Raw genomic sequence first — 19,214 nt, 5'->3', positions numbered from 1 at the left:
GGTGGCAGAGTCGCCGGTCCTGTGCGCCCTCGCAGGGCGGGACGGGCCGATGCCCACAAGTCTCACCTCGGTCGTCACCCACGGTGAACGCGCGGCGCCGAGGCTGCGTTCCGCAACGACCTGGACACGTTCCGCATGGCTCAGGCGTGCGGTGAGCGGTGGTGGGGTGTGCCGCCGCGCCGTGCCGGTCCCGGTGGCCGAGACGGCGGATGCGTGCGGTGCGAGAGTGGAGGAGGTAGGGACGTCGCGGAAGGGTGGACATCATGCTGCTGCTGGGACTTCTCCTGCTTGCCGCGACCGCGGCTTTCGTCGGTCTGCTGATCGCCGACAACCTGTCCGGCGGTCCGGATTACAGCGTGTCGGTTTTCGGCAACCACGTCGCCACCATGAACAGTCTCGCGATCTTCCTGGCCGGACTCGCGCTCGCCCTGTTCTTCGGCCTCAGCTTCGCCTTGATCATGGCCGGCCTCACGCGGGCGCACCACCGCAGGCTGGATCGCCGGCTGGCGGCCCGAAGCGCGCAGGCACAGCCCCCGCCGCACCGCGGCTCGGACGCGACGGCCGAGCCGCCGGCGGAGAGCACGGCCAAGCACTCCAAGCGGCACCATTTCCGGTTCGGTCACTGAGCCGAGGACTGGGCGCCTGCGGTGTGACGGTCGGGGTCGCCCTGAGCGCCGCGCAGGGCGACCCGGCGACGGGTGAACGGGCGGGGGACCGCGCCTACGCGCCCGGGGCGAACGACGACGTGACGACTCCTTCCGGCTCGCCCGGGAAGGGGAGTTCGCCGGTCAGATAGGGCTGCTGCGCGGCGTCGTTCTGGAGGAACCGCTCGAAGAAGGCCGTCACCCGGTGGGTGGTGAGCAGTCGTTGCTGCTCTTCGGTCAGTTCCGGGACGTCCTGTCGGGGGGTGGTGTCGTCGGGGTACTGGGTGCGGCAGGTGCCTGGCCGGCTGCCCGGCAGGGCGTCGTCGCGGGCGGCCACCTGACCGCTGCTGGGGGACCATTGGCGGTTGTACGCGGTGTGGTTGCCGCCGGTCAGCGCGTACCGGAAGAGGGGCACACGGGTGGCGGCGCGGTTCTGCTCGAAGTAGTTCCCGGTGTTGACCTGGTCGCAGGTGCCCCACATGACGGCGAAGGGGGTGCGGGTCACCGGGTCGCCGTCCCAGGTGGCGCTGGGCGCGAGGGCGAAGGCGGCCTTGACGCTGATTCCGGCGGGCCAGGCGGAGCGGTGGGAGTCGGCGATCTCCTGCATGACGCCGCCGCCTCCCATGGAGTGGCCGAGGAGGCCGACCCGGTTCAGGTCGAGGCGGCCGCGGAAGTCGGTGGTGACCGGGGCGCCGGTGCGCCCGTCGGTGAGGGCCGTGCGCAAGGGCCCGTCGCCTTGGGCGGCGAGGCGCTGCCAGAGGCTCAGATGCCGCTCGATGAGGGCGGCGCGCGCCTGGTAGACGGTGGGTGCCTGGCCGCCGTCCGTCGCGTTGATGCCGTTGGTGCCGATCGACACGACCACGAAGCCCCGGGCCGCCAGGGCGTGGCCGAGGTAGTCGTACCCCTTGCTGCTGGGGATCTGCGCGGTGCCCGGGGCGCAGGGCCAGGCCCAGAGTGGCTGGTCGGCGCGTTCGACGATCGCTTGCCAGCGTGCGGCCTCGGCTTCGTCGCCCCGCTCCCGCGCCCGGTCGCGGGCCTGCGCGGCGGTGGCGCGCTCGGTCGCGGCCGCGGCGTCGGCGCAGGTCTCCCAGTGGCCGTGCTGGAGGAGGACCACCGGGTGCCGGCCCGTGCCGAGGTCGGCCGGGTAGTAGACGGTGGCGGCCAGTTCGCTGTGGCCCTTGTAGCCGAGGGAGGCCGGGGGCTGGAACGCCAAGTCGCCGAGGTCGTAGCGCGCTTCGCGCGTCGTGTCCGCGCCGGTGCGGTTCGCGAGGGCGGACGCGGCGGGCGCGGGCGCGGGTGCGGACAGGAGGGCGAGGGCGAGGGCGCAGCCCAGGGCCGTACGTCGCAGGGTGCGGCGGGTGGTCGGTTTCGTCATGGAGGAGTGGTCGCCTGTCTTCGGGAGGGAGGGGGAACGGGGTCGAGCCTCGTTCGCGGACCGTGGCGGTCCCGGCGGGGAGGGCGTCCGGCGTGCGCCCTTCATTGCGTGAGACGTGCGGCGGGCGTCGTGGTTGCCGCCGTACCGGCAATCGACGGCCGCTTCCGCTGCGGGCGGCCGCTCCGGCAGTACGGTGGAGCAGGACGGGACGAATGGGTGGCAATCCGGCGGGTGTTCACCAACACCGCACGCAACACGCCCTGCACGCAAGGGAATTACCCCCGGCGCACGGAAAAGTGGCCGGCGCGTTGAAGCTCAATTACGCGCCGGATGCGACGACTTGAGGTTTGGCCCTTCCGGTTGCGGGAGCGCCCCCTTTCACGCTGTACCGAGATGATCTCCAGCCTGTTTCGCTTGTACCTGCACACGGCCACCCCGCGCACCACCGGCCCTCTTTGCTCACTTCTGTTCCTGTCCCGGGAGGGAAAGTGTCCGTACCGGACAACGTCACCGGTTCCGCCACCGAAGAGCCTGCTCTCGAACCGCCCGCAGACGGTGCGCTCACCAGCCTCAGTACGCACGCCGCACGCCAGCTCGCGACCACCACCAAGTCCGAGCCGCAGATGCAGGGCATCACCTCGCGGTGGCTGATCAAGTCGCTGCCGTGGGTGGACGTCAAGGGCGGCACCTACCGGGTCAACCGGCGCCTTCAGCTCCGGATCGGGCGCGGCCGTGTCCAGTTCGAGCACAACGGCTCGGACGACATCAAGGTGATCCCGCAGACCCTCACCGAACTGCCGGCGCTGCGCGGTTACGACGAGCCCGACGTCCTGCGGGAGCTCGCCGGCCGGTTCCGGGTCCGGGAGGTCCGCGCCGGGCAGGTGCTGTTCGAGGCGGGGCAGTCGGCCACCGAGGCGTATCTGGTCGTCCATGGGCGGTTCGCCCGCTACACGGCCGGCAAGTACGGCGGGGAGGAGGTCCTCGGCGTCGTCACGGACGGCGACCAGATCGGGGACGAGGCGCTCGGCCGGCCCGACCCGCGGTGGCGCAGTTCGGTCCGGGCGGAGACGCCGGGCGTGTTGATGGTGCTGCCCTGGGACGTACTCCGGGAGTTCACCGACCGCGTGCCGTCCCTGGCCGCGCATCTGACGGCGTACGCGGAGCAGCAGCAGCGTCCGGCGAACCGCAAGGGCGAGGCGGAGGTGCCGGTGCAGGCGGGGCACGTCGGCGAGCCGACGCTGCCCGGCGGCTTCGTCGACTACGACCTCGCCCCGCGTGAGTACGGGCTCTCGCTGACCCAGACCGTGCTGCGGGTGCACAGCCGGGTCGCCGATCTCTACAACCACCCGATGGACCAGACCCAGCAGCAACTCCGGCTCACCGTCGAGGAGATCCGCGAGCGCCAGGAATGGGAGATGGTCAACAACCGGGAGTTCGGGCTGCTGCACAACGCCGACTACGGCCAGCGCATCAGCACCTACACCGGTCCGCCCACCCCCGACGACATGGACGAGCTGCTGTCCATGCGCCGCAAGACACGGCTGTTCCTGGCCCATCCGAAGGCCATCGCGGCCTTCTTCCGGCAGTGCAACAAGCGCGGTCTGGTGCCCGGCACGGCCAACGTCGACGGGCACGAGGTCCCTGCCTGGCGCGGCGTCCCGATCTTCCCGTGCGGCAAGATCCCGATCAGCGGCGTGCACACCAGCAGCATCATCGCGCTGCGCACCGGGGAGGCGGACCAGGGGGTCGTCGGTCTGTACCAGACCGGTATCCCCGAGGAGTTCCAGCCGGGCCTGAACGTCCGCTTCATGGGCATCGACGACGCCGCCATCGTCAAGTACCTCGTCACCGCCTACTACTCGATGGCCATCCTCGTGCCCGACGCCGTCGGCATCCTTGAGAACGTCCAGCTCGGCCGGAGCGCCGACTGACCGGTGGAGTACCCACGATGAGCACGCCCTCCCAGACCGACGCCGGGTTCGCGCTGCCCGGCCCGCCCAACCTCGTCCGCAGTCTGCGGGCCCACCGCGGCGGAGCCGTCCCGGGGCTGACGTACCGTCCCGCCGCTCCCGCCGATCCGGAGAAGGCCAAGGAGATCGACCGCAGACTGGAGGCCTGGGCCCGTGGGTTGGATCTCTTCCCCGCCCAGTGGACGGGGGACTTCGCGGAGTTCCAGTGCGGCCGGGCCGTCGTCCTCCAGTATCCGGGGGCGGCCGATCTCGAACGCCTCACCGTGGCCGGCAAGTTGCTGCTGGCCGAGAACATCGTCGACAGCTGCTACTGCGAGGAGGACGAGGGCCGGGGAGCGGCGCGCCACCGCCTGGGCGGCCGTCTGGTCGTGGCCCAGTCGGCCCTCGATCCGTTCCACGCGACGCCCGCGCTGGAGCGGGAGTGGCGCGACGGCGTGCAGGCCGACGGGCCGCTGCGCTCGTACCACTGGGCGCTGAAGGACTACGCGGCGCTGGCGACGCCCAGTCAGACGGACCGGTTCGTCCACGACGTCGCCCGGCTCCACCTGGGGTATCTCGCCGAGGCGTCCTGGGCGCAGACGCGGTACGTACCGCCCGTCTGGGAGTACCTGGTGATGCGGCAGTTCAACAACTTCCGCCCGTGCCTGTCCATCGTCGACGCCGTGGACGGCTACGAACTGCCCGAGGCGCTCTACGCCCGTCCGGAGGTCCAGCGGGTCACGGCGCTGGCCTGCAACGCCACGACCATCGTCAACGACCTCTATTCCTTCACCAAGGAACTGGCCAGTGATCCCCGCCACTTGAACCTGCCGCAGGTGGTGGCCGCCAACGACAAACGCGGTCTGAAGGCCGCCTACCTGAAGAGCGTGGAGATCCACAACCAGGTGATGGAGGCGTTCGAGGCGGAGGCGGCACCGCTGTCCGCCATCTCGCCCCTCCTTGAGAAGTACGTCCGGGGCCTGTCCGACTGGGTCGCCGGCAACCACGAGTGGCACGCCACCAACACCGACCGCTACCAGCTGCCCGACTACTGGTAAACCGACCAGCGCATCCCGCAAGGAGTCACCGTTGAGCATCGCCCACGCCGACACCGTCCGTCCCCCGGTGCCGACCCAGTCCACGTACCAGTCCCGGGTCGCGGACTACTGGAACGCCGAGGAGAACCCGGTCAACCTCGAACTCGGCAGGATCGACGATCTGTACCACCACCACTACGGCATCGGTGACGCCGACCGGTCGGTACTGGACGAGCCGGACCCCGCCCGCCGCCGTGAGCGGATCACCGGCGAACTGCACCGCCTGGAACACGCCCAGGCCGACCTGCTCGCCTCCCACCTCGGCGACCTCTCCCCCACCGACCGGGTCTTCGACGCCGGCTGCGGACGTGGTGGGGGCAGCGTGGTGGCGCATCTGCGCCACGGCTGCGGCGCCGACGGGGTGACGATCTCCGCCAAGCAGGCCGCTTTCGCCAACGAGCAGGCCCGCAAGCGCGGTATCGACGACAGGGTGCGCTACCACCACCGCAACATGCTCGACACCGGCTTCGCCTCCGGCGCGTACGCGGCGTCCTGGAACAACGAGTCGACCATGTACGTGGAGTTGGACCTGCTCTTCGCGGAGCACGCGCGGCTGCTGCGGCGCGGTGGGCGGTACGTCACGATCACCGGTTGCTACAACGACGCCTATGGGCGGGCCTCCCGTGAGGTGTCGCTCATCAACGCGCACTACATCTGCGACATCCACCCCCGCTCGGCGTACTTCCGCGCCCTGGCGAACAACCGGCTCGTCCCGGTGCACGTCGAGGACCTGACCCAGGCGGCGCTGCCGTACTGGGAACTGCGCCGGGAGGCCGAGCACCTGGTCACCGGCGTCGAGGACACCTTCCTCGACGCGTACCGCAACGGCAGCTTCCAGTATCTGCTGATCGTCGCCGACCGGGTGTGACCTACGGATGCGGGGCCGCGCCGGTGGTGGCGCGGCCCCGCATCCGCGTGTCCGGCGCGGGTGCTCTCAGGGGGTGGGGTGCCAGGGGGCGTCGGCCCGGGTGGGGCGGGCGCCGGCCGAGAGCCGGAGGGCGTAGACGGGCCGTGCGTCGCCGGGGACGGGGCCGAGGTAGTGGTGTCCGGTCATGTGGCACCAGGCGGGCAGGTCGAGCGGGGCGGCGGGGTCGGTGGCGATGAGGTGGACGACGGTGCCCGGTGCGGCGTCGGCGATCTCCTTGCGCAGGCGCAGCAGGAGGGTGACGCAGAGGAGGCCGGTGCCGTCGACGGTGAGGTCCGGTGCGGGGCTCTCGGGGTGCACGGGACTCATCGGCGACAGGCGCTGACGAGGATCGCCCCGGCCGGCGGGGTCACCTCACGTCCGAGGCGTCGACGGGCAGTTCGGACAGGCGCCACTCCAGCATGCCGTCGTTGAGGCGGATCGCCCGGCGGCCGCGGTCGGTCAGCAGCCGTACGGCGTCGTAGGCCAGGACGCAGTACTCGCCGCGGCAGTAGACGACGATCTCGATGTCCTCGGGCAGCTCGTTGATCCGCTCGGCCAGCTCCCCGGCCGGGATGGAGTGCGCGCCCGGGATGTGCCCGGCGCGGTACTCCTCCACCGGCCGCACATCGAGCACCAGGACGTCGCCGGCCGCGATCCGTGCCCGCAGCTCCTCGCGGCCGAGCTCGCCCGTGGTGTCCTCGCCGAGGTGGGCATCGCGGGCGGCGGGCACCGCGGACTGGTGGGTCACGGCGACCTTGCACAGCAGCGAGAGCAGCTGGGCGACGTCGTCACCGGCCAGCCGGTAGTGGATGCGCACACCTTCCCGGCGGGTGGCGACGAAGCCGGCCTGCTTGAGCGTCTGCAGGTGCGCCGAGGCGGTCGTGAGGTTCAGCCCGGCCGCCTTTGCCAGGGCGTCCACGGTGCGCTCGCCCTGGGCCAGCAGATCCAGCAGTTCCAGGCGCTTTCCGCTGGCCAGAGCCTTGCCGCTGGCCGCGAACGCGTCGTACAGCCGGGACTTCGTTCCGCTTTTCGAGTTCACCGTCACCGTATCCTCCATAAATCCATGGATTATTGTAGTGGAGTCTGGAGGGCGTGACCACACTCCCCGCTCCCGAAAATTTTGGAGGACAGCCGTGGGCCCCACGGACGCTCACCTCATACCGCTCGTGGACGAGGGGCCCGGAACGGGCACGGAGGACTCCCCCTCGTGAACACCACCACCGCCACCGCACCGACCGACGCCTCGGGGCGACCCGTCCGACTCGGGCTACGGGAGAACTGGCTGCAGTTCACCCTGCTGGTCATCGTCAACGTCGCCGTCGGCGGCCTGGTCGGCCTCGAACGCACCACCGTCCCGCTCATCGGCTCCGACGTCTTCGGGCTCACCAGCGACCTGGCCGTCTTCTCCTTCATCATCGCCTTCGGCCTCACCAAGGCCCTGACCAACCTCGCAGCGGGCGCGCTCACCGGCCGCTTCCGCCGCAAGCAACTCCTGCTGGCCGGCTGGCTGCTGGGCGTCCCCGTCCCGTTCGTGCTCGCCTGGGCGCCCTCGTGGGAATGGATCGTCGGCGCCAACGTCCTGCTCGGCCTGAACCAGGGCCTGGCCTGGTCGATGACGGTCAACATGAAGATCGACCTCGTCGGCCCGGCCCGCCGCGGACTGGCCACCGGACTCAACGAGGCCGCCGGCTACACCGCGGTCGGCGTCACCGCCCTGGTCACCGGCTACCTCGCCACCGGCTACGGCCTGCGCCCCGTCCCCGCACTCGCCCTGCTCGATCACCCGCTGCTCGCCGGCATCCTGTCCGCCGTGGCCCTCGGCCTGGGAACCGCCATGGTCTACCCGGCGCTGATCGCCTCCGTCTCCGACCACGCCCACCCCGCCTGGCGCGCCAACGCCCTTGGCACCTACCGCTTTTGGCGCGACATCGGCTACGCGGCCGGCGCCCTCGTCGCCGGCGTCCTCGCCGACGCCCTCGGCCTCAACGCCACCATCATCGCCGCGGCCGCCCTCACCGCCGCCTCCGGCCTCCTCGCCGCCCGCTGGATCACCGAACACCGCCCCGAGGCCCACTGACACGCACACTGGGGCGCGGCGCGCTTCGACGCCCCGCCCCGCCCTGACTCAGCTCGGCAGAGCGTGCTCAAGCCGCATCAACTCCGCCTCGTTCAGGCTGAGTTCCGCGGCGCGGGCCGAGTCGGCGATGGAGGCCGGGCGGCTGGCTCCCGGCACCGGGATCACGGCCGGTGAGCGGGCGAGCAGCCAGGCCAGGGCGATCTGCTGCGGGCTGACGCCGCGCTCGGCCGCGACGCGGTGGAACGCGGTGCCCACGGAGGCCGGGCCGGAGGGTCCGTCCAGGGAACTGCGGGAGATGCCGCCGAGGGGGCTCCAGGGCAGGAACGCCAGCCCCAACTCGGTGCTCAGCCGCAGCTGGGGCTCGCTGTCGCGGACCGCGGGCGAGTACTGGTTCTGCACGGAGACGAGTCCGGCGCCGAGGATCGCGTGCGCCTGGCGGATCTGGGCGGTGGTGACGTTGGAGATGCCGGCGGCGCGGATCGTGCCGGCGTCGAGGAGTTCGCGCAGCGCGCCGACGGACTCCGCCCAGGGCACGGCCGGGTCCGGCTTGTGCAGCTGGTACAGGCCGATCGCGTCGACGCCCAGCCGCTTGGCAGAGTCCTCGGCGGCGCGCCTGAGATGTTCCGGGGTACCGGTGACGGTCCACCTGCCGTCGCCGGGCCGGCCGCGGCCGCCCTTGGTGGCGACCAGAACGCCGGAGGTGTCACCGCCGTAGCCGGCCAGGGCGCGGGCGACCAGCAGCTCGTTGTGGCCCACCTCGCCGGCGTGCCAGTGGTAGCTGTCGGCGGTGTCGATGAGCGTGACGCCGGCGTCGACGGCGGCGTGGACGGTGGCGATGGCCCGCCGCTCGTCCGGGCGGTGCTCGATGGACAGCGGCATGGCCCCCAGGCCGACGGCGCCGACGGTGGTGCCTGCGATGGTGCGGTGGTGCATGGTGGTCGGCGTTCCTCACTCTGCGGGACGGCGGATGCGTTGCGGAGAACGGCGAAGCCGTCTCGTCCGCGGAACCGGCTTCCGCCGATGCCGCAGCTCCTTTGCATGCCCCCACTCTGGAGACCTATCGTCATCAGCAGAAGTGGCGGCTTACTGAAAGTGCGTTAAGGAATACTGTTGATCGACGTGCAGCGGCTCCGCGTCCTGCGGGCGGTGGCGGACCACGGCAGCTTCAGCAAGGCGGCCACGGCTCTCCGCCTCACCCCCTCCGCCGTCTCCCAGCACGTGGCGGTGTTGGAACGCAGCCTGGGCGCCCAAGTCGTGGCGCGCAGCACGCGCGGGGTCACCCTCACTCAGGCCGGCCAGATCATGGTCGGGGCCGCCGAGTCCGTCGCCGCCGAACTCGCACAGGCCAAGCAGCAGGTCGAGCGACTCAGCACGGGCCGCGTACAGTTCACCGTCGCCACCTTCACCAGCGGCGGCAGACAGCTGCTGCCCGGCGCTCTCCCCCGGTTCATGGCAGCCCATCCCGGCACCCTGTTCCACGTCAGAGAGGGCGAGCCCGAGGTCGCCCTGCCCCTGGTCCGCCAAGGCGCGGTCGACCTCGCTCTCGCCTACCGCTTCGACGGCCCGCTGCCCGTCGGACCGGGCCCGAGCCCCGGCCTGCACTGGACCGCACTTCTGGAGGACCCCCTGCACGTCGTCGTGCCGGAGGGGCATCGGCTCGCCGACCGCGATTCGCTCGACCTCGCCGAGCTGGCATCCGAACCCTGGGTGCTCGGATGCCTCAAGACCGAGGCATATCTGCGCCGTTACGCCGAGCGCGCCGGCTTCGCACCGGAAGTGCGCGGCACCACCACCGACTACTTCTTCGCCCGCTCGCTCGTCGCCGCGGGAATGGGAATCACCCTCGTCCCCTCCGTCGCGCTCGCCCCGACGGTGCCGGGTCTGCACGCCGTCCCGATCGAGCCGCCGACCCCGACCCGGCACATCGGCGTGGCCACGCTCGGCCGCCGCCGCGACCATCCGCACCTCACGACGTTCATCCAGGCCCTCCGCGAACAGGCCAGGCAGCAGCGTGACGCGGGGGCTGCCCCCGCGCCACCGCCGCCCTTCGAGGCGATGCTCCAGAGCTGACACGGCAGCGCTTCCGAGAGGTGCCGTTCATCGGGGGCCGTTTCCCCCGTCGTTCGGTTCGGCAGCGGCCCGTGCCGGCCCGGCGCCGGCTCGGCGTTGGCTCTTCCAGGCGTCCGGATGGCCGGTTCTCCCCCTTGAGCGCGGGCTGGGCACACGACAACCTTGTCGCTCACCCAATGCACCCGGGCACGGACTCTCCGTGTCCGCAGAGGAGGTCATGCGTGAGCACCTACCGGGAGCCGGTCGAGGCGTCGTCGTTCATCGCCGAGGCGAACCGGACGGCGAGCCAGGCGCTGCCGTTCGACGATTCCGTCGACTACGAGAACGCGCAGCGGGGGCTGCTGGCCCTGCCGGATCTGCCTGCGATCCCGTCGCGCACCAACCCCGAGCGCGTCGTCTGGGACTTCACGGCCTACGACTTCCTGGACGAGGACCTGCGGGAGGGCTTCCCGACCGCCAATCCCAGCCTGGTACGTCAGGGGCAACTCACCCGCTCCGCCGGCCTGTTCCAGGTCACCGCTGGCGCGAGCGGCGCCCTCTACCAGGTCCGCGGCTACGACCTGTCGAACATGACGATCATCAAGGGGCAGTCGGGGATCATCGTCATCGACCCACTGGCCTCGCGGGAGACCGCATACCACGCGCTCAAGCTCTACCGGGACACCACCAACGACCAGAGCCCGGTCTCCGCGGTGCTCTACACGCACAGCCACGTCGACCACTTCGGCGGCGTGCGCGGCCTGTTCGGTCTGGAGGGCCAGGAGATCCCGGACATCCCGTTCATCGCGCCGGACGGCTTCCTGGAGCACGCGGTCAGCGAGAACATCTATGCCGGGCCCGCGATGGCCCGCCGCGCCTCGTTCATGTACGGACCCCAGCTGGAGAAGGGGCCGTCCGGGCAGGTGGGCGCGGGTCTGGGGCTGACCATCTCCACCGGCGAGGTCACCCTGATCCCGCCGAACCAGACCATCACCAGCGCCACCGCCACCCCGCGCGAGCAGTGGGAGGCCGCCGATGTGATCCCCTGGCGGCCCGGGCTGACCCGCCTGACGGTCGACGGGGTGCGCCTGATCTTCCAGCTCACGCCCGGCACCGAGGCGCCGGCGGAGATGAACATCTACCTCCCCCAGTTCCGGGCGCTGTGCATGGCGGAGAACGCCACCCACACCCTGCACAACCTCCTCACGCTGCGCGGCGCCCAGGTCCGTGACGCCCATGCCTGGTCGAAGTACCTCACCCAGGCCCTTCAGACGTTCGCTGAGCACACCGACGTCGAGTTCGCCCAGCACCACTGGCCGACCTGGGGCCAGGAGAACATCGTCACGCTGCTGAGCAACCAGCGGGACCTGTACGCCTACCTCAACGACCAGACGCTGCGGCTGATCAACCAGGGCGCCACCGGCATCGAGGCGGCCGAGGACTTCCAGTTGCCCGCCACGTTGGCCGCGCACTGGTACAACCGCGGCTACTACGGCTCGGTCAGCCACGACGTCAAGGCCGTCTACCAGCGCTACATCGGATGGTTCGACGGCAATCCGGCCCATCTGTGGAACTACCCGCCCACCGAGGCCGGACGCCGCTACGTCGACGCCCTCGGCGGCGCGGACAACCTCCTCGCCAAGGCCCAGGAGGCGTACGAGGCCGGGGACTACCGGTGGGTGGTGGAGCTGGTCAACCACGCCGTCTTCGCCCCCGGTCTCACCGACGAACACCAGGGCAGGGCCAAGGAGTTGCAGTCCCAGGCACTCACCCAGCTCGGTTACGGCGCCGAGAACGGCACCTGGCGCAACTTCTTCCTCACCGGTGCGAAGGAGGTCCTCGACGGGCCCGGGGGCACCCCCACCCAAGGCGGTTTCGACATGGTGCCGAGCCTGAGCCTGGAGCAGGTCTTCGACACCCTCGCCCAGGGCATCGACGGCCCCACGGCCGGCAAGGAGCAACCCGAACCGATCGCCCTGCAGTGGCACATCACCGAACCGCAGCAGGAGGGCGTCACCACCACCCTGCGCAACGGCGCGCTGATCCAGGTCCCGGGCAAGGACATCCTGGTCGCCAAGCCCCAGGCGACGATCACCCTCACCCGCCAGACCCTCAACAGGGTCCTGATCGCGGCCTCCGCCCCCGACGGCATCTTCCAGGACGTGTTCAACGCGGCCGTCGACAACGGCGACATCACCGTCACCGGTGACGACCCGACCGCGCCCGCCACCGTCTTCGGCTATCTCACCAAGCCCGACACCGACTTCGCCATCGTCACCCCGTAGCCGCCTCCCCGCCGGGCCCACGCCAGGCAGTCGTCGGGCCCCACGCGACCCGTGTGGGGCCCGACGGCCGCGTGCACAACGCGCTCCGGGCCGTCGCGTCCGGGCCGTCGGGCAACGGGCGCCGCCGACCGCGCGCCGCCTGCGCAGCCCGGCCGCCCCGCACCGTGTCGGACCGCCCAGGCACCCCCGGTACCCTCGCTGACCATGAAGTTCTCGGTCGATGCTCTGCTGTTCGACAGCGATGAGACGCTGGTCTCCTCCCTGGCCTCGGTGTCCCGCTGCTGGACGCGTTGGGCAATCGCGCACGGCCTCACCCTGGCCGACGTCCTGGCCGTCCGGCCGCACGGCCGCCCGGCGGCCGCGATCGTGGCGGACCTCCTGCCTTCGGAGCGGGTTGCCGCGGCACTGGCTGAGCTGCAACAGGCCGAGGTCGACGACGCCGTCGCCGGGGGTGTCGTCCCGGTGCCCGGCTCACGGGAGTTGCTCGCGTCCCTCCCCTCGCACCGTTGGGCAGTCGTCACCTCCGGCACCCGGCGCGTCGCGAACGCGCGCCTGAGCGCCGCCGGCCTCGATGTCGCGTACCTGGTGGCCGTCGACGACGTCACCCGTCACAAGCCGCATCCGGAGCCGTTCCTGACCGCCGCCCGGCTGCTCGGCGTGGACCCCGCCCGCTGCATCGCCTTCGAGGACGCCCCGGCCGGCCTCGACGCCGCTCGGGCCGCGGGCATGACCACCGTGGCGCTCACCACCACGCATGCAGCCGATGACCTGGCGTCCGGGGCCGACGCGGTGATCCCGGATCTCTCCGCCGTGACGGTGCGCCGCACGGACACCGGCATCGATGTGGCGGTCGCGGTGTAGGGGCCGCGGCAGGCGGTCCCGAGCTGCCGGCCCCGCTGCCGCTTCGGCGGGTTCTCGGCGTATCGGACGGGGCCGGGAAGCCGTTCGGGGGCGGCTCGGAGGACGAGGTGAAGAAAGTTCTCGTCGGATGTCGAGGACCGTCTTCCTGCTCCGACTGAAGGGTGACAGCGCGCCAGTGGGGCGCGTGGGACGGGGAGGACACCCGAGATGAAGTACGTCGCGATGCTCTACGGCAACCAGGCCAAGTGGGATTCCTTCCCGGCCGAGGCGTGGCCGGAGGCGATCGCCAAGCAGGACGCCTTCAACACGAGGTACCGGGAGAGCGGCGAGCTGCTGGGGGCCTTCGGTCTGGCGGATGCCGCCGCGGCCCAGCTGGTGCGCCGGGAGGACGGGGTCCCGGCCGTCACCGACGGGCGGTATCTGGAGACCGAGGAGTACCTCGCCAGCTTCTACCTGCTGGATTGCGCGAGCCTTGAGCGGGCGCAGCAGATCGCCGCGGACATGCCGTTCGCCGATGTGGAGCCGGTGGAGTTGTGGCCGGTGCTGCACGAGTCCGCGAAGGACGGGTGAGCGTCGCGCTCCACGAAGTCGAGGGCCTGCTGCGCGAGTCGGCGCCGCAGGCCCTCGGCGCGCTCGTCCGCCGGTGGGGCGCCTTCGACGCGTGCGAGGACGCCGTCCAGGAGGCGCTTCCGGCTCCTGGCCATTCCCCCGTACGAGTGCTCATGGGCTCGCGCCCGCATGGGCGGCTGCGGCTCGGGACAGCTTGGCCGAGCGGTACATCTGCCAAGGGATCGCCGAGGACCCAACTGTGCTGTGACAAAACAGGAGTTGGGTCCGAACCAATTGCCGAGCGTGCGCGTGGAGTCAGCGCCGACAGGCTCGTCGGTCCGGCTCCGCGGCACCACCCCGGCAGGCGTGCCGCCACATGGATCACGAGGACAGGGAGCCCTACACGGTGGCTATGACGGTTGAGACGATCGCGGACGCGTTGGAAGCGGCGAACAAGGTCGGTGACCCGCTCGCCGATGCGCTGGTGTCCGATCTGATCGACACCAGGGAGGTCGATGGCGTCAACGGTCTGTTCCGTACGATCGGGACGCTGAAGCCGGGCCAGGACAACGCGCAACTGCCGGTTCGCTTGCGGGAGTTCCTGGAGGTGGCGGCGGCCGAGCCGCCGGGGTGGAGCGAGGCGGACGTGCAGGCCGCGGAGGGTTTCTTCGCCCACCACCACGGTGAGGCGTCGATGCTTCAGGGCACCGTCGGACTCATCGGCACCTACCTCTCCCCCACCGGCGCGTTCACGCTCCGTTCGACCGGGCGCCTGGGCGGTGTGGAGGGTCCGGGCCGGCGACTGTCGCAGTCCTCCCGTCTCTTCCTCGACATGGGCAACAGGAACGCGCTGCGGGACGGGTCGCTCGCCGCGACCGTCACCAAGGTGCGCCTGGTCCACGCCTCGGTGCGGCAGCTGCACAAGAAGAGCGGCGAGTGGGACTACGAGAAGTGGGGCGAGCCGGTCTCGCAGAAGTACACCACCGGCGCCTCCTTCGTCTTCAGCACCCAGATCCTCCAGGCGATGAAGCACCTCGGCATCGACGTCTCGCGCGCGGACGCCCGCGGCTTCGTGTGTGCCTGGCACTACGTCAACCACTATCTCGGCACCCCGGAGCAGTGGTTGCTGCCCAAGGACGCCGACGAGGCCGAGCAGCTGTGGAACTCCCAGCGGGACACCGAGTGGCAGAAGACCGACGACGGGGTCTTCATGACCCGGCAGGCCGTCGACTTCTACCGGAAGTTCCTGCCGCCGGGGGCGCATGACGCCTATATGGCGATGGTCCGCGTGGCGCTCACCGACACGTACGCCGACATGGCCGGCCTCCCCCGCAGCGTCCTGGACCTGGCCGGCCAGCCGCTGGCCGCCGGCCACGACGTCATCAGCGGCATCGGCGGCGGCCTCTTCGGCGGCGCCACCAAAGAGGCCATCGGCGTCAACCCGTACAAGGAGATCCTCGGCATCGCGTCCAAGGCGTTCAACGGCGTCGAGCGCTTCGCCCTCACTCACGACGAGGACGACCAGCCGCAGATGCACCAGGAACTCCACGACAACCGCTGACGCCACGGTGCCTGCCTGGCCGACGTCCGTCGCACGCGCGGCGCGGTGGCCCGCGGGCTGCGCCAGGCACGGAGGGCGCCGAGGCGTAGGCAGGGGTGCGGGCGTCCCAACTGCTCGGCGATGTCTCCGGGTTGGGCCGCCTGCCGCATTCCCGGTCGGTGGTGGTGAACGCGCTTCCCGTCGGCGGGCGCTTCGCCCGTTCCGCCTACGGTTGCGACGCCGCCGACTCCGTTGGTTCCGGCCAGTGTCGGGCGCACCAGGCAAGCGCGGCGGCGGCGAGGAGCAGCGGCCAGATCAGGTACCACCCGGTCAGCGCAAGCAGGACGACGATGGTGGCGAGTGACGTCATGGCGGCGGCCATGCCCCATCGGGTGCCGTGTCGCAGCAGTCGGGCGCCGGCCGCCGAGCCGATGGCGTAGACGGCTCCCAGGCATGCCGTGGTGCTCAACACCAGGGGCTGAACCTCCGACTTCGTGGCGGCGGCGACGAGGAAGACGGTTCCCGAGATCGCCCCGACGACGGACAGGCTGCGCCGGGGTACACCGCCTGCCTCGGCGCCGCTGCCGAGTGCCCCGGGCAGCGCTCCGTCGCGGGCCAGTGCGGCTCCGAGCTTGGCCGTGCCGGCGATATAGGCGTTCATGGTGCCGAGTGTGGTGAGGATCGCGATCACGCTGGCGAGTACCTCGCCGAAGGGGCCGAAACCCAGTTCCAGCAGCGAGGCCAGGGAAGTCGCCGTGGTGCCGGAGACGCTGCCGAGCGCCAGCACCGTGACGGTCGCCAGGCCCAGATAGAGGACCCCTATCGTGAGCAGCGCTCCGACGGTCGCGCGCCTGATGTCGCGTTGCGGATGGGCGAACTCCGCGGACAGATGCGTGACGGTCTCCCATCCCGTGAACGACCACACCAGAAGTGCCGCGGCCGGACCGATCGCCGACCATCCGTGCGGGGCGAAGGGCCGTAGGTTTCCCGGGTCCGCGTGCGGGAGCGCCACCAGGATGCCCAGGGCGAGCAACAGCGCGAGCGATCCCGACAGGATGAGTTGGACCCGTCCGGAGACCCGCACCCCGAAGACGTTGGCCGCGAAGCCCACCACCAGCAGGCATGCCGCGTAGCCGGTGGTCGCCGCCCAGCCGCCGCCGGTGCTCCGTTCCAGATAGGACGCGCCGAAGAAGGCCAACGCCGGAATGCCCACCGGGGCGCCCAGATAGAACCACCAGCCCACGACGGTGGCGGCCCGGTGGCCGAACGCCCGGCGCACATACGTCGACACGCCGCCCGAGTCCGGCTGCCGTGCGGCAAGTGCCGCGAACGTCGCGGCCAGCGGGACGGACGTCACGATGAGCGCGAGCCAGGCCACCAGGGAGGCCGGGCCGGCCGCTTTCGCGGTCAGGCCGGGGAGCGCGAGGACACCGGTGCCCAGCACCGCTCCCACATACAAGGCCGTCCCCTGCGCGAAGTTGAGCCTCCCGACGGGAACCGAACCCTTCCGCTCAGCGGCGACCTGCCCTGCCTGCCGGGTACCCACCACCATCCTCCTTGCGTAGACGCACTTAACTTTATGGCGCTCAACTCCGCACCTCACAGGGGAACTTGTAAGCATCTGGGAGATTCAACTATCGAAAATTACGTACCATCGGCCAATGACTGATGATGTGAAAGCGTCCCTCGATGCGACCGACTGGCACCTCCTCAGCGAGTTGCAGACCAACGCCCGCATCACCTTCAGCGAGCTGGGGCGGCGCGTCGCCCTCACTCCGCCGGCGGTCGCCGAGCGGGTCAGGCGCCTGGAGCAGAGCGGGATCATCGAGGGCTACCGGACGCAGGTCAACCTGCCCAAGCTCGGACTCCCGATCCTGGCGTTCGTCAACATCGTCTTCCCCGGCGGCGACTACCGGGACTACGTCGGCATCTTCCGTGACTCCCCGGAGATCCTGGAATGCCACCATGTGACGGGTAGCGACTGCTTCATCGCCAAGGTGGCGGCGCGCTCGATGAGTCACCTTGAGGACGTCACGGCGCGTATCACGAGGATCGGCTCCCTCACGACGACGATCGTGTACTCGACCAGTGTGAGCGGCCGCGTGATCACCCACGGCATGACCGAAGCCGACGCGTCCGCTCCGCCTGAGCACGAGCAGGCACCGTAGGCGCTGTCTTGCAGGGAAGATCCAGCAGAAGTCAACTGTCGAGAGGGAAACCGGTGGTGCGCAATCGCTCGTGCAGCAGGCGCTTGTCCACCTTGCCCAGCGTGTCCCGGGGCAGTTCGTCCACGATGACCAGATGGGCGGGCAGGTACCAGTCGGTCATGCCGTTCCGTTTCAGGTGGGTGTGGAGCTCCGCGAGCGTGGGCGGTCGGTCTCGGGGGACGACGACGGCCCAGGGCAGTTCGCCATGGCGCTCGTCGGGCCGACCGATGACGGCGGCATCCTGCACCAGGGGGTGGTCCCGCAGCTCGCGCTCCACGTCCGTCACCGGGATCATCAACGCGGCCCGGCCGGACACCCGCTCGGCGACCCGGCCGAGGTACCGCAGTCCGCCGCGGCCGTCGGGGCGGACCAAGTCCCCGGTGTCGTACCAGCCGTCGGTCGTCCGCGGTGTCCAGGTGGGCCGTGCGGTGTCCCGGTCGAGGGTGGCCAGACACACGGCGGGGCCGCGGACATACGCCCGGCCGGCCGGCGGTTCCGTGTCGTCCGCGGGGCCGGACCGCACCTCGACGCCCGGGCGGGGGCGGCCGATGCTGTGCGCCGCCCAGTCGGCCGGGTCGTCGCGGCCGGTGCAGGTCACCCCGGCGGTCTCGGTCAACCCGTAGGCGTTGAGCACGGGGCAGGGGAAGACGCCGCGGGCCAGGTCGACGTCGCCGCGGGAGAGCGGGGTGGCGGTGCAGGCCAACGCGCGCAATGCCGGCAGGTGGTGCCGCGACCTGGCCTGGCATTCTGCCAACTGCCGTAGGTGGGCGGGGCAGAGCAGCAGGAAGCGGACGCGGTGCCGGTCGGCGAGATCGAGCACGGTCGGGGCGTCGAACTCGTCCCAGACGACCGTGGTGTGCCCGTGGACGAGCGGGCCGAGGACGGAGAACTGCAGGCCCAGGGTGTGCCCGAGCGAGGCGGAGGTGGCCACGCACTGGGGCCGTTCGCCCCCCGTGAACGGGCGCAGCATCTGCCGTACCGCGGCGTAGAGCGTGTTGCCGCTGTGCAGTACTGCCTTGGCGGCTCCGGTGGTCCCGGAGGTGAACGCCACCATGGCCACCGCGTCCGGGGGCTGCGGGGCGGGCGGTGGTGCCTGGCCCGCCGGTCCCAGGACGGTTGCGAGGTCCCTCGCCGCCGAGGGCGCTCCGGTGTCGAGCGTGACCAGTTGTGCGGTCGGTCGGGCGCGCCCCACAGCGCGGAGGGTCTCCTCCCGGGCTCGCCCCCGCCACTGATGCACCGTCATGAACACCGCGGCCTCGGTGGCGGCCGTCGCCCGCGCCACCTCACGCGCACCGGTCGACATCGGCAGCGGTGCCAGTACGGCGCCCAGTCGCAGCACCGCCAGCGCCAGCGCGGCCGTCTCCCACCAGTCGGGAAGTTGGTGGACCACCACCTGTCCGGGGCGGACGCCGAGCCGGTCGAGGCCGGTGGTGAAGGAGGCGACCTGTTCGGCCAACGTGCCGAAGGTGAGGGTCTGTTCCCGGCCCTCGGCATGCCGCCAGGTGACGAGGGCCGGGCGCTGCGGGTCCTGTGCGGCCCGCCGGTCCAGGTCCGCGGCGAAGGTGGTGTCCCGCCACCAGCCGGCCTTCCGGTATCCGGCGGCCGCCGACGGTCCGGGAACGAGCCCGCCGAACAGGTTCAGCACGCCTGCCCCCGTCCCCGCGCCCGCGCAGC

At 71.2% G+C, this 19,214-nt stretch carries 17 protein-coding genes; 11 read left to right on the top strand and 6 right to left on the bottom strand.

Going from position 1 to position 19,214, the window contains the following annotated elements:
- The first annotated feature begins 263 nt into the window (after nucleotides 1–263).
- Nucleotides 264–626 (top strand): hypothetical protein, encoded by a 363-nt coding sequence (locus ACIQE0_RS14935; RefSeq protein WP_402332276.1) that lies wholly within the window; start codon nucleotides 264–266, stop codon nucleotides 624–626.
- A 94-nt stretch (nucleotides 627–720) separates the two neighbouring features.
- On the opposite strand, the gene ACIQE0_RS14930 is transcribed toward ACIQE0_RS14935, so the two are convergent.
- Nucleotides 721–2,019, bottom strand: a complete 1,299-nt coding sequence (locus ACIQE0_RS14930; protein ID WP_402331916.1) for an alpha/beta hydrolase — start codon at nucleotides 2,017–2,019, stop codon at nucleotides 721–723.
- A gap of 488 nt (nucleotides 2,020–2,507) precedes the next feature.
- On the opposite strand from ACIQE0_RS14930, the gene ACIQE0_RS14925 reads away from it, so the two are divergent.
- The 3 genes from ACIQE0_RS14925 to ACIQE0_RS14915 are packed head-to-tail and all read left to right on the top strand — an operon-like array spanning nucleotide 2,508 to nucleotide 5,933.
- On the top strand, nucleotides 2,508–3,950 hold the full coding sequence (locus ACIQE0_RS14925; RefSeq protein WP_402331913.1) for a family 2B encapsulin nanocompartment shell protein: 1,443 nt from the start codon (nucleotides 2,508–2,510) through the stop codon (nucleotides 3,948–3,950).
- Nucleotides 3,951–3,967: 17 nt separating this feature from the next.
- Nucleotides 3,968–5,026: a family 2 encapsulin nanocompartment cargo protein terpene cyclase gene (locus tag ACIQE0_RS14920; RefSeq protein ID WP_402331910.1), complete on the top strand. Its 1,059-nt coding sequence runs from the start codon at nucleotides 3,968–3,970 to the stop codon at nucleotides 5,024–5,026.
- A gap of 31 nt (nucleotides 5,027–5,057) precedes the next feature.
- Nucleotides 5,058–5,933: a geranyl diphosphate 2-C-methyltransferase gene (locus tag ACIQE0_RS14915; protein ID WP_402331908.1), complete on the top strand. Its 876-nt coding sequence runs from the start codon at nucleotides 5,058–5,060 to the stop codon at nucleotides 5,931–5,933.
- A gap of 66 nt (nucleotides 5,934–5,999) precedes the next feature.
- Here ACIQE0_RS14915 and ACIQE0_RS14910 read toward each other — a convergent pair whose 3' ends face one another.
- Nucleotides 6,000–6,299, bottom strand: a complete 300-nt coding sequence (locus ACIQE0_RS14910) for a sulfurtransferase TusA family protein (RefSeq protein WP_402331905.1) — start codon at nucleotides 6,297–6,299, stop codon at nucleotides 6,000–6,002.
- Nucleotides 6,300–6,339: 40 nt separating this feature from the next.
- Complete coding sequence (locus ACIQE0_RS14905) at nucleotides 6,340–7,017, bottom strand: ArsR/SmtB family transcription factor (protein WP_402331902.1); 678 nt, start codon at nucleotides 7,015–7,017, stop codon at nucleotides 6,340–6,342.
- Nucleotides 7,018–7,179: 162 nt separating this feature from the next.
- On the opposite strand from ACIQE0_RS14905, the gene ACIQE0_RS14900 reads away from it, so the two are divergent.
- Nucleotides 7,180–8,049, top strand: a complete 870-nt coding sequence (locus ACIQE0_RS14900) for an MFS transporter (protein ID WP_402331900.1) — start codon at nucleotides 7,180–7,182, stop codon at nucleotides 8,047–8,049.
- Nucleotides 8,050–8,097: 48 nt separating this feature from the next.
- Here ACIQE0_RS14900 and ACIQE0_RS14895 read toward each other — a convergent pair whose 3' ends face one another.
- Nucleotides 8,098–8,982 (bottom strand): aldo/keto reductase, encoded by an 885-nt coding sequence (locus tag ACIQE0_RS14895; protein WP_402331897.1) that lies wholly within the window; start codon nucleotides 8,980–8,982, stop codon nucleotides 8,098–8,100.
- A 177-nt stretch (nucleotides 8,983–9,159) separates the two neighbouring features.
- Between ACIQE0_RS14895 and ACIQE0_RS14890 the strand changes: the two genes are divergently transcribed.
- From ACIQE0_RS14890 to ACIQE0_RS14870, 5 genes are all read left to right on the top strand, one after another.
- Nucleotides 9,160–10,119: a LysR family transcriptional regulator gene (locus ACIQE0_RS14890; RefSeq protein ID WP_402331894.1), complete on the top strand. Its 960-nt coding sequence runs from the start codon at nucleotides 9,160–9,162 to the stop codon at nucleotides 10,117–10,119.
- Nucleotides 10,120–10,340: 221 nt separating this feature from the next.
- Entirely contained in the window at nucleotides 10,341–12,383 is a 2,043-nt protein-coding gene (locus ACIQE0_RS14885; protein WP_402331891.1) for an alkyl/aryl-sulfatase, read from the top strand.
- Nucleotides 12,384–12,587: 204 nt separating this feature from the next.
- Nucleotides 12,588–13,244: an HAD-IA family hydrolase gene (locus ACIQE0_RS14880; RefSeq protein WP_402331888.1), complete on the top strand. Its 657-nt coding sequence runs from the start codon at nucleotides 12,588–12,590 to the stop codon at nucleotides 13,242–13,244.
- Nucleotides 13,245–13,451: 207 nt separating this feature from the next.
- Complete coding sequence (locus tag ACIQE0_RS14875; protein WP_402331885.1) at nucleotides 13,452–13,814, top strand: YciI family protein; 363 nt, start codon at nucleotides 13,452–13,454, stop codon at nucleotides 13,812–13,814.
- A gap of 391 nt (nucleotides 13,815–14,205) precedes the next feature.
- The gene (locus tag ACIQE0_RS14870; protein ID WP_402331882.1) at nucleotides 14,206–15,354 is read left to right on the top strand and encodes an oxygenase MpaB family protein; all 1,149 of its coding nucleotides are present in this window, start codon (nucleotides 14,206–14,208) and stop codon (nucleotides 15,352–15,354) included.
- A 205-nt stretch (nucleotides 15,355–15,559) separates the two neighbouring features.
- On the opposite strand, the gene ACIQE0_RS14865 is transcribed toward ACIQE0_RS14870, so the two are convergent.
- Nucleotides 15,560–16,879 (bottom strand): APC family permease, encoded by a 1,320-nt coding sequence (locus ACIQE0_RS14865; protein ID WP_402331879.1) that lies wholly within the window; start codon nucleotides 16,877–16,879, stop codon nucleotides 15,560–15,562.
- A 115-nt stretch (nucleotides 16,880–16,994) separates the two neighbouring features.
- On the opposite strand from ACIQE0_RS14865, the gene ACIQE0_RS14860 reads away from it, so the two are divergent.
- Nucleotides 16,995–17,501 carry an Lrp/AsnC family transcriptional regulator gene (locus tag ACIQE0_RS14860; RefSeq protein WP_402331876.1) on the top strand — a complete coding sequence of 169 codons (507 nt, stop codon included), beginning with the start codon at nucleotides 16,995–16,997 and terminating at the stop codon, nucleotides 17,499–17,501.
- A 31-nt stretch (nucleotides 17,502–17,532) separates the two neighbouring features.
- Here the strand turns inward: ACIQE0_RS14860 and ACIQE0_RS14855 are convergent, their stop codons facing one another.
- Nucleotides 17,533–19,185, bottom strand: a complete 1,653-nt coding sequence (locus ACIQE0_RS14855) for an AMP-binding protein (protein ID WP_402331873.1) — start codon at nucleotides 19,183–19,185, stop codon at nucleotides 17,533–17,535.
- Nucleotides 19,186–19,214 lie beyond the last annotated feature (29 nt).

Source organism: Streptomyces sp. NPDC093097, from assembly GCF_044754325.1.
Classification (GTDB): domain Bacteria; phylum Actinomycetota; class Actinomycetes; order Streptomycetales; family Streptomycetaceae; genus Streptomyces.
This window is presented reverse-complemented; position numbering and strand designations above follow the sequence as displayed.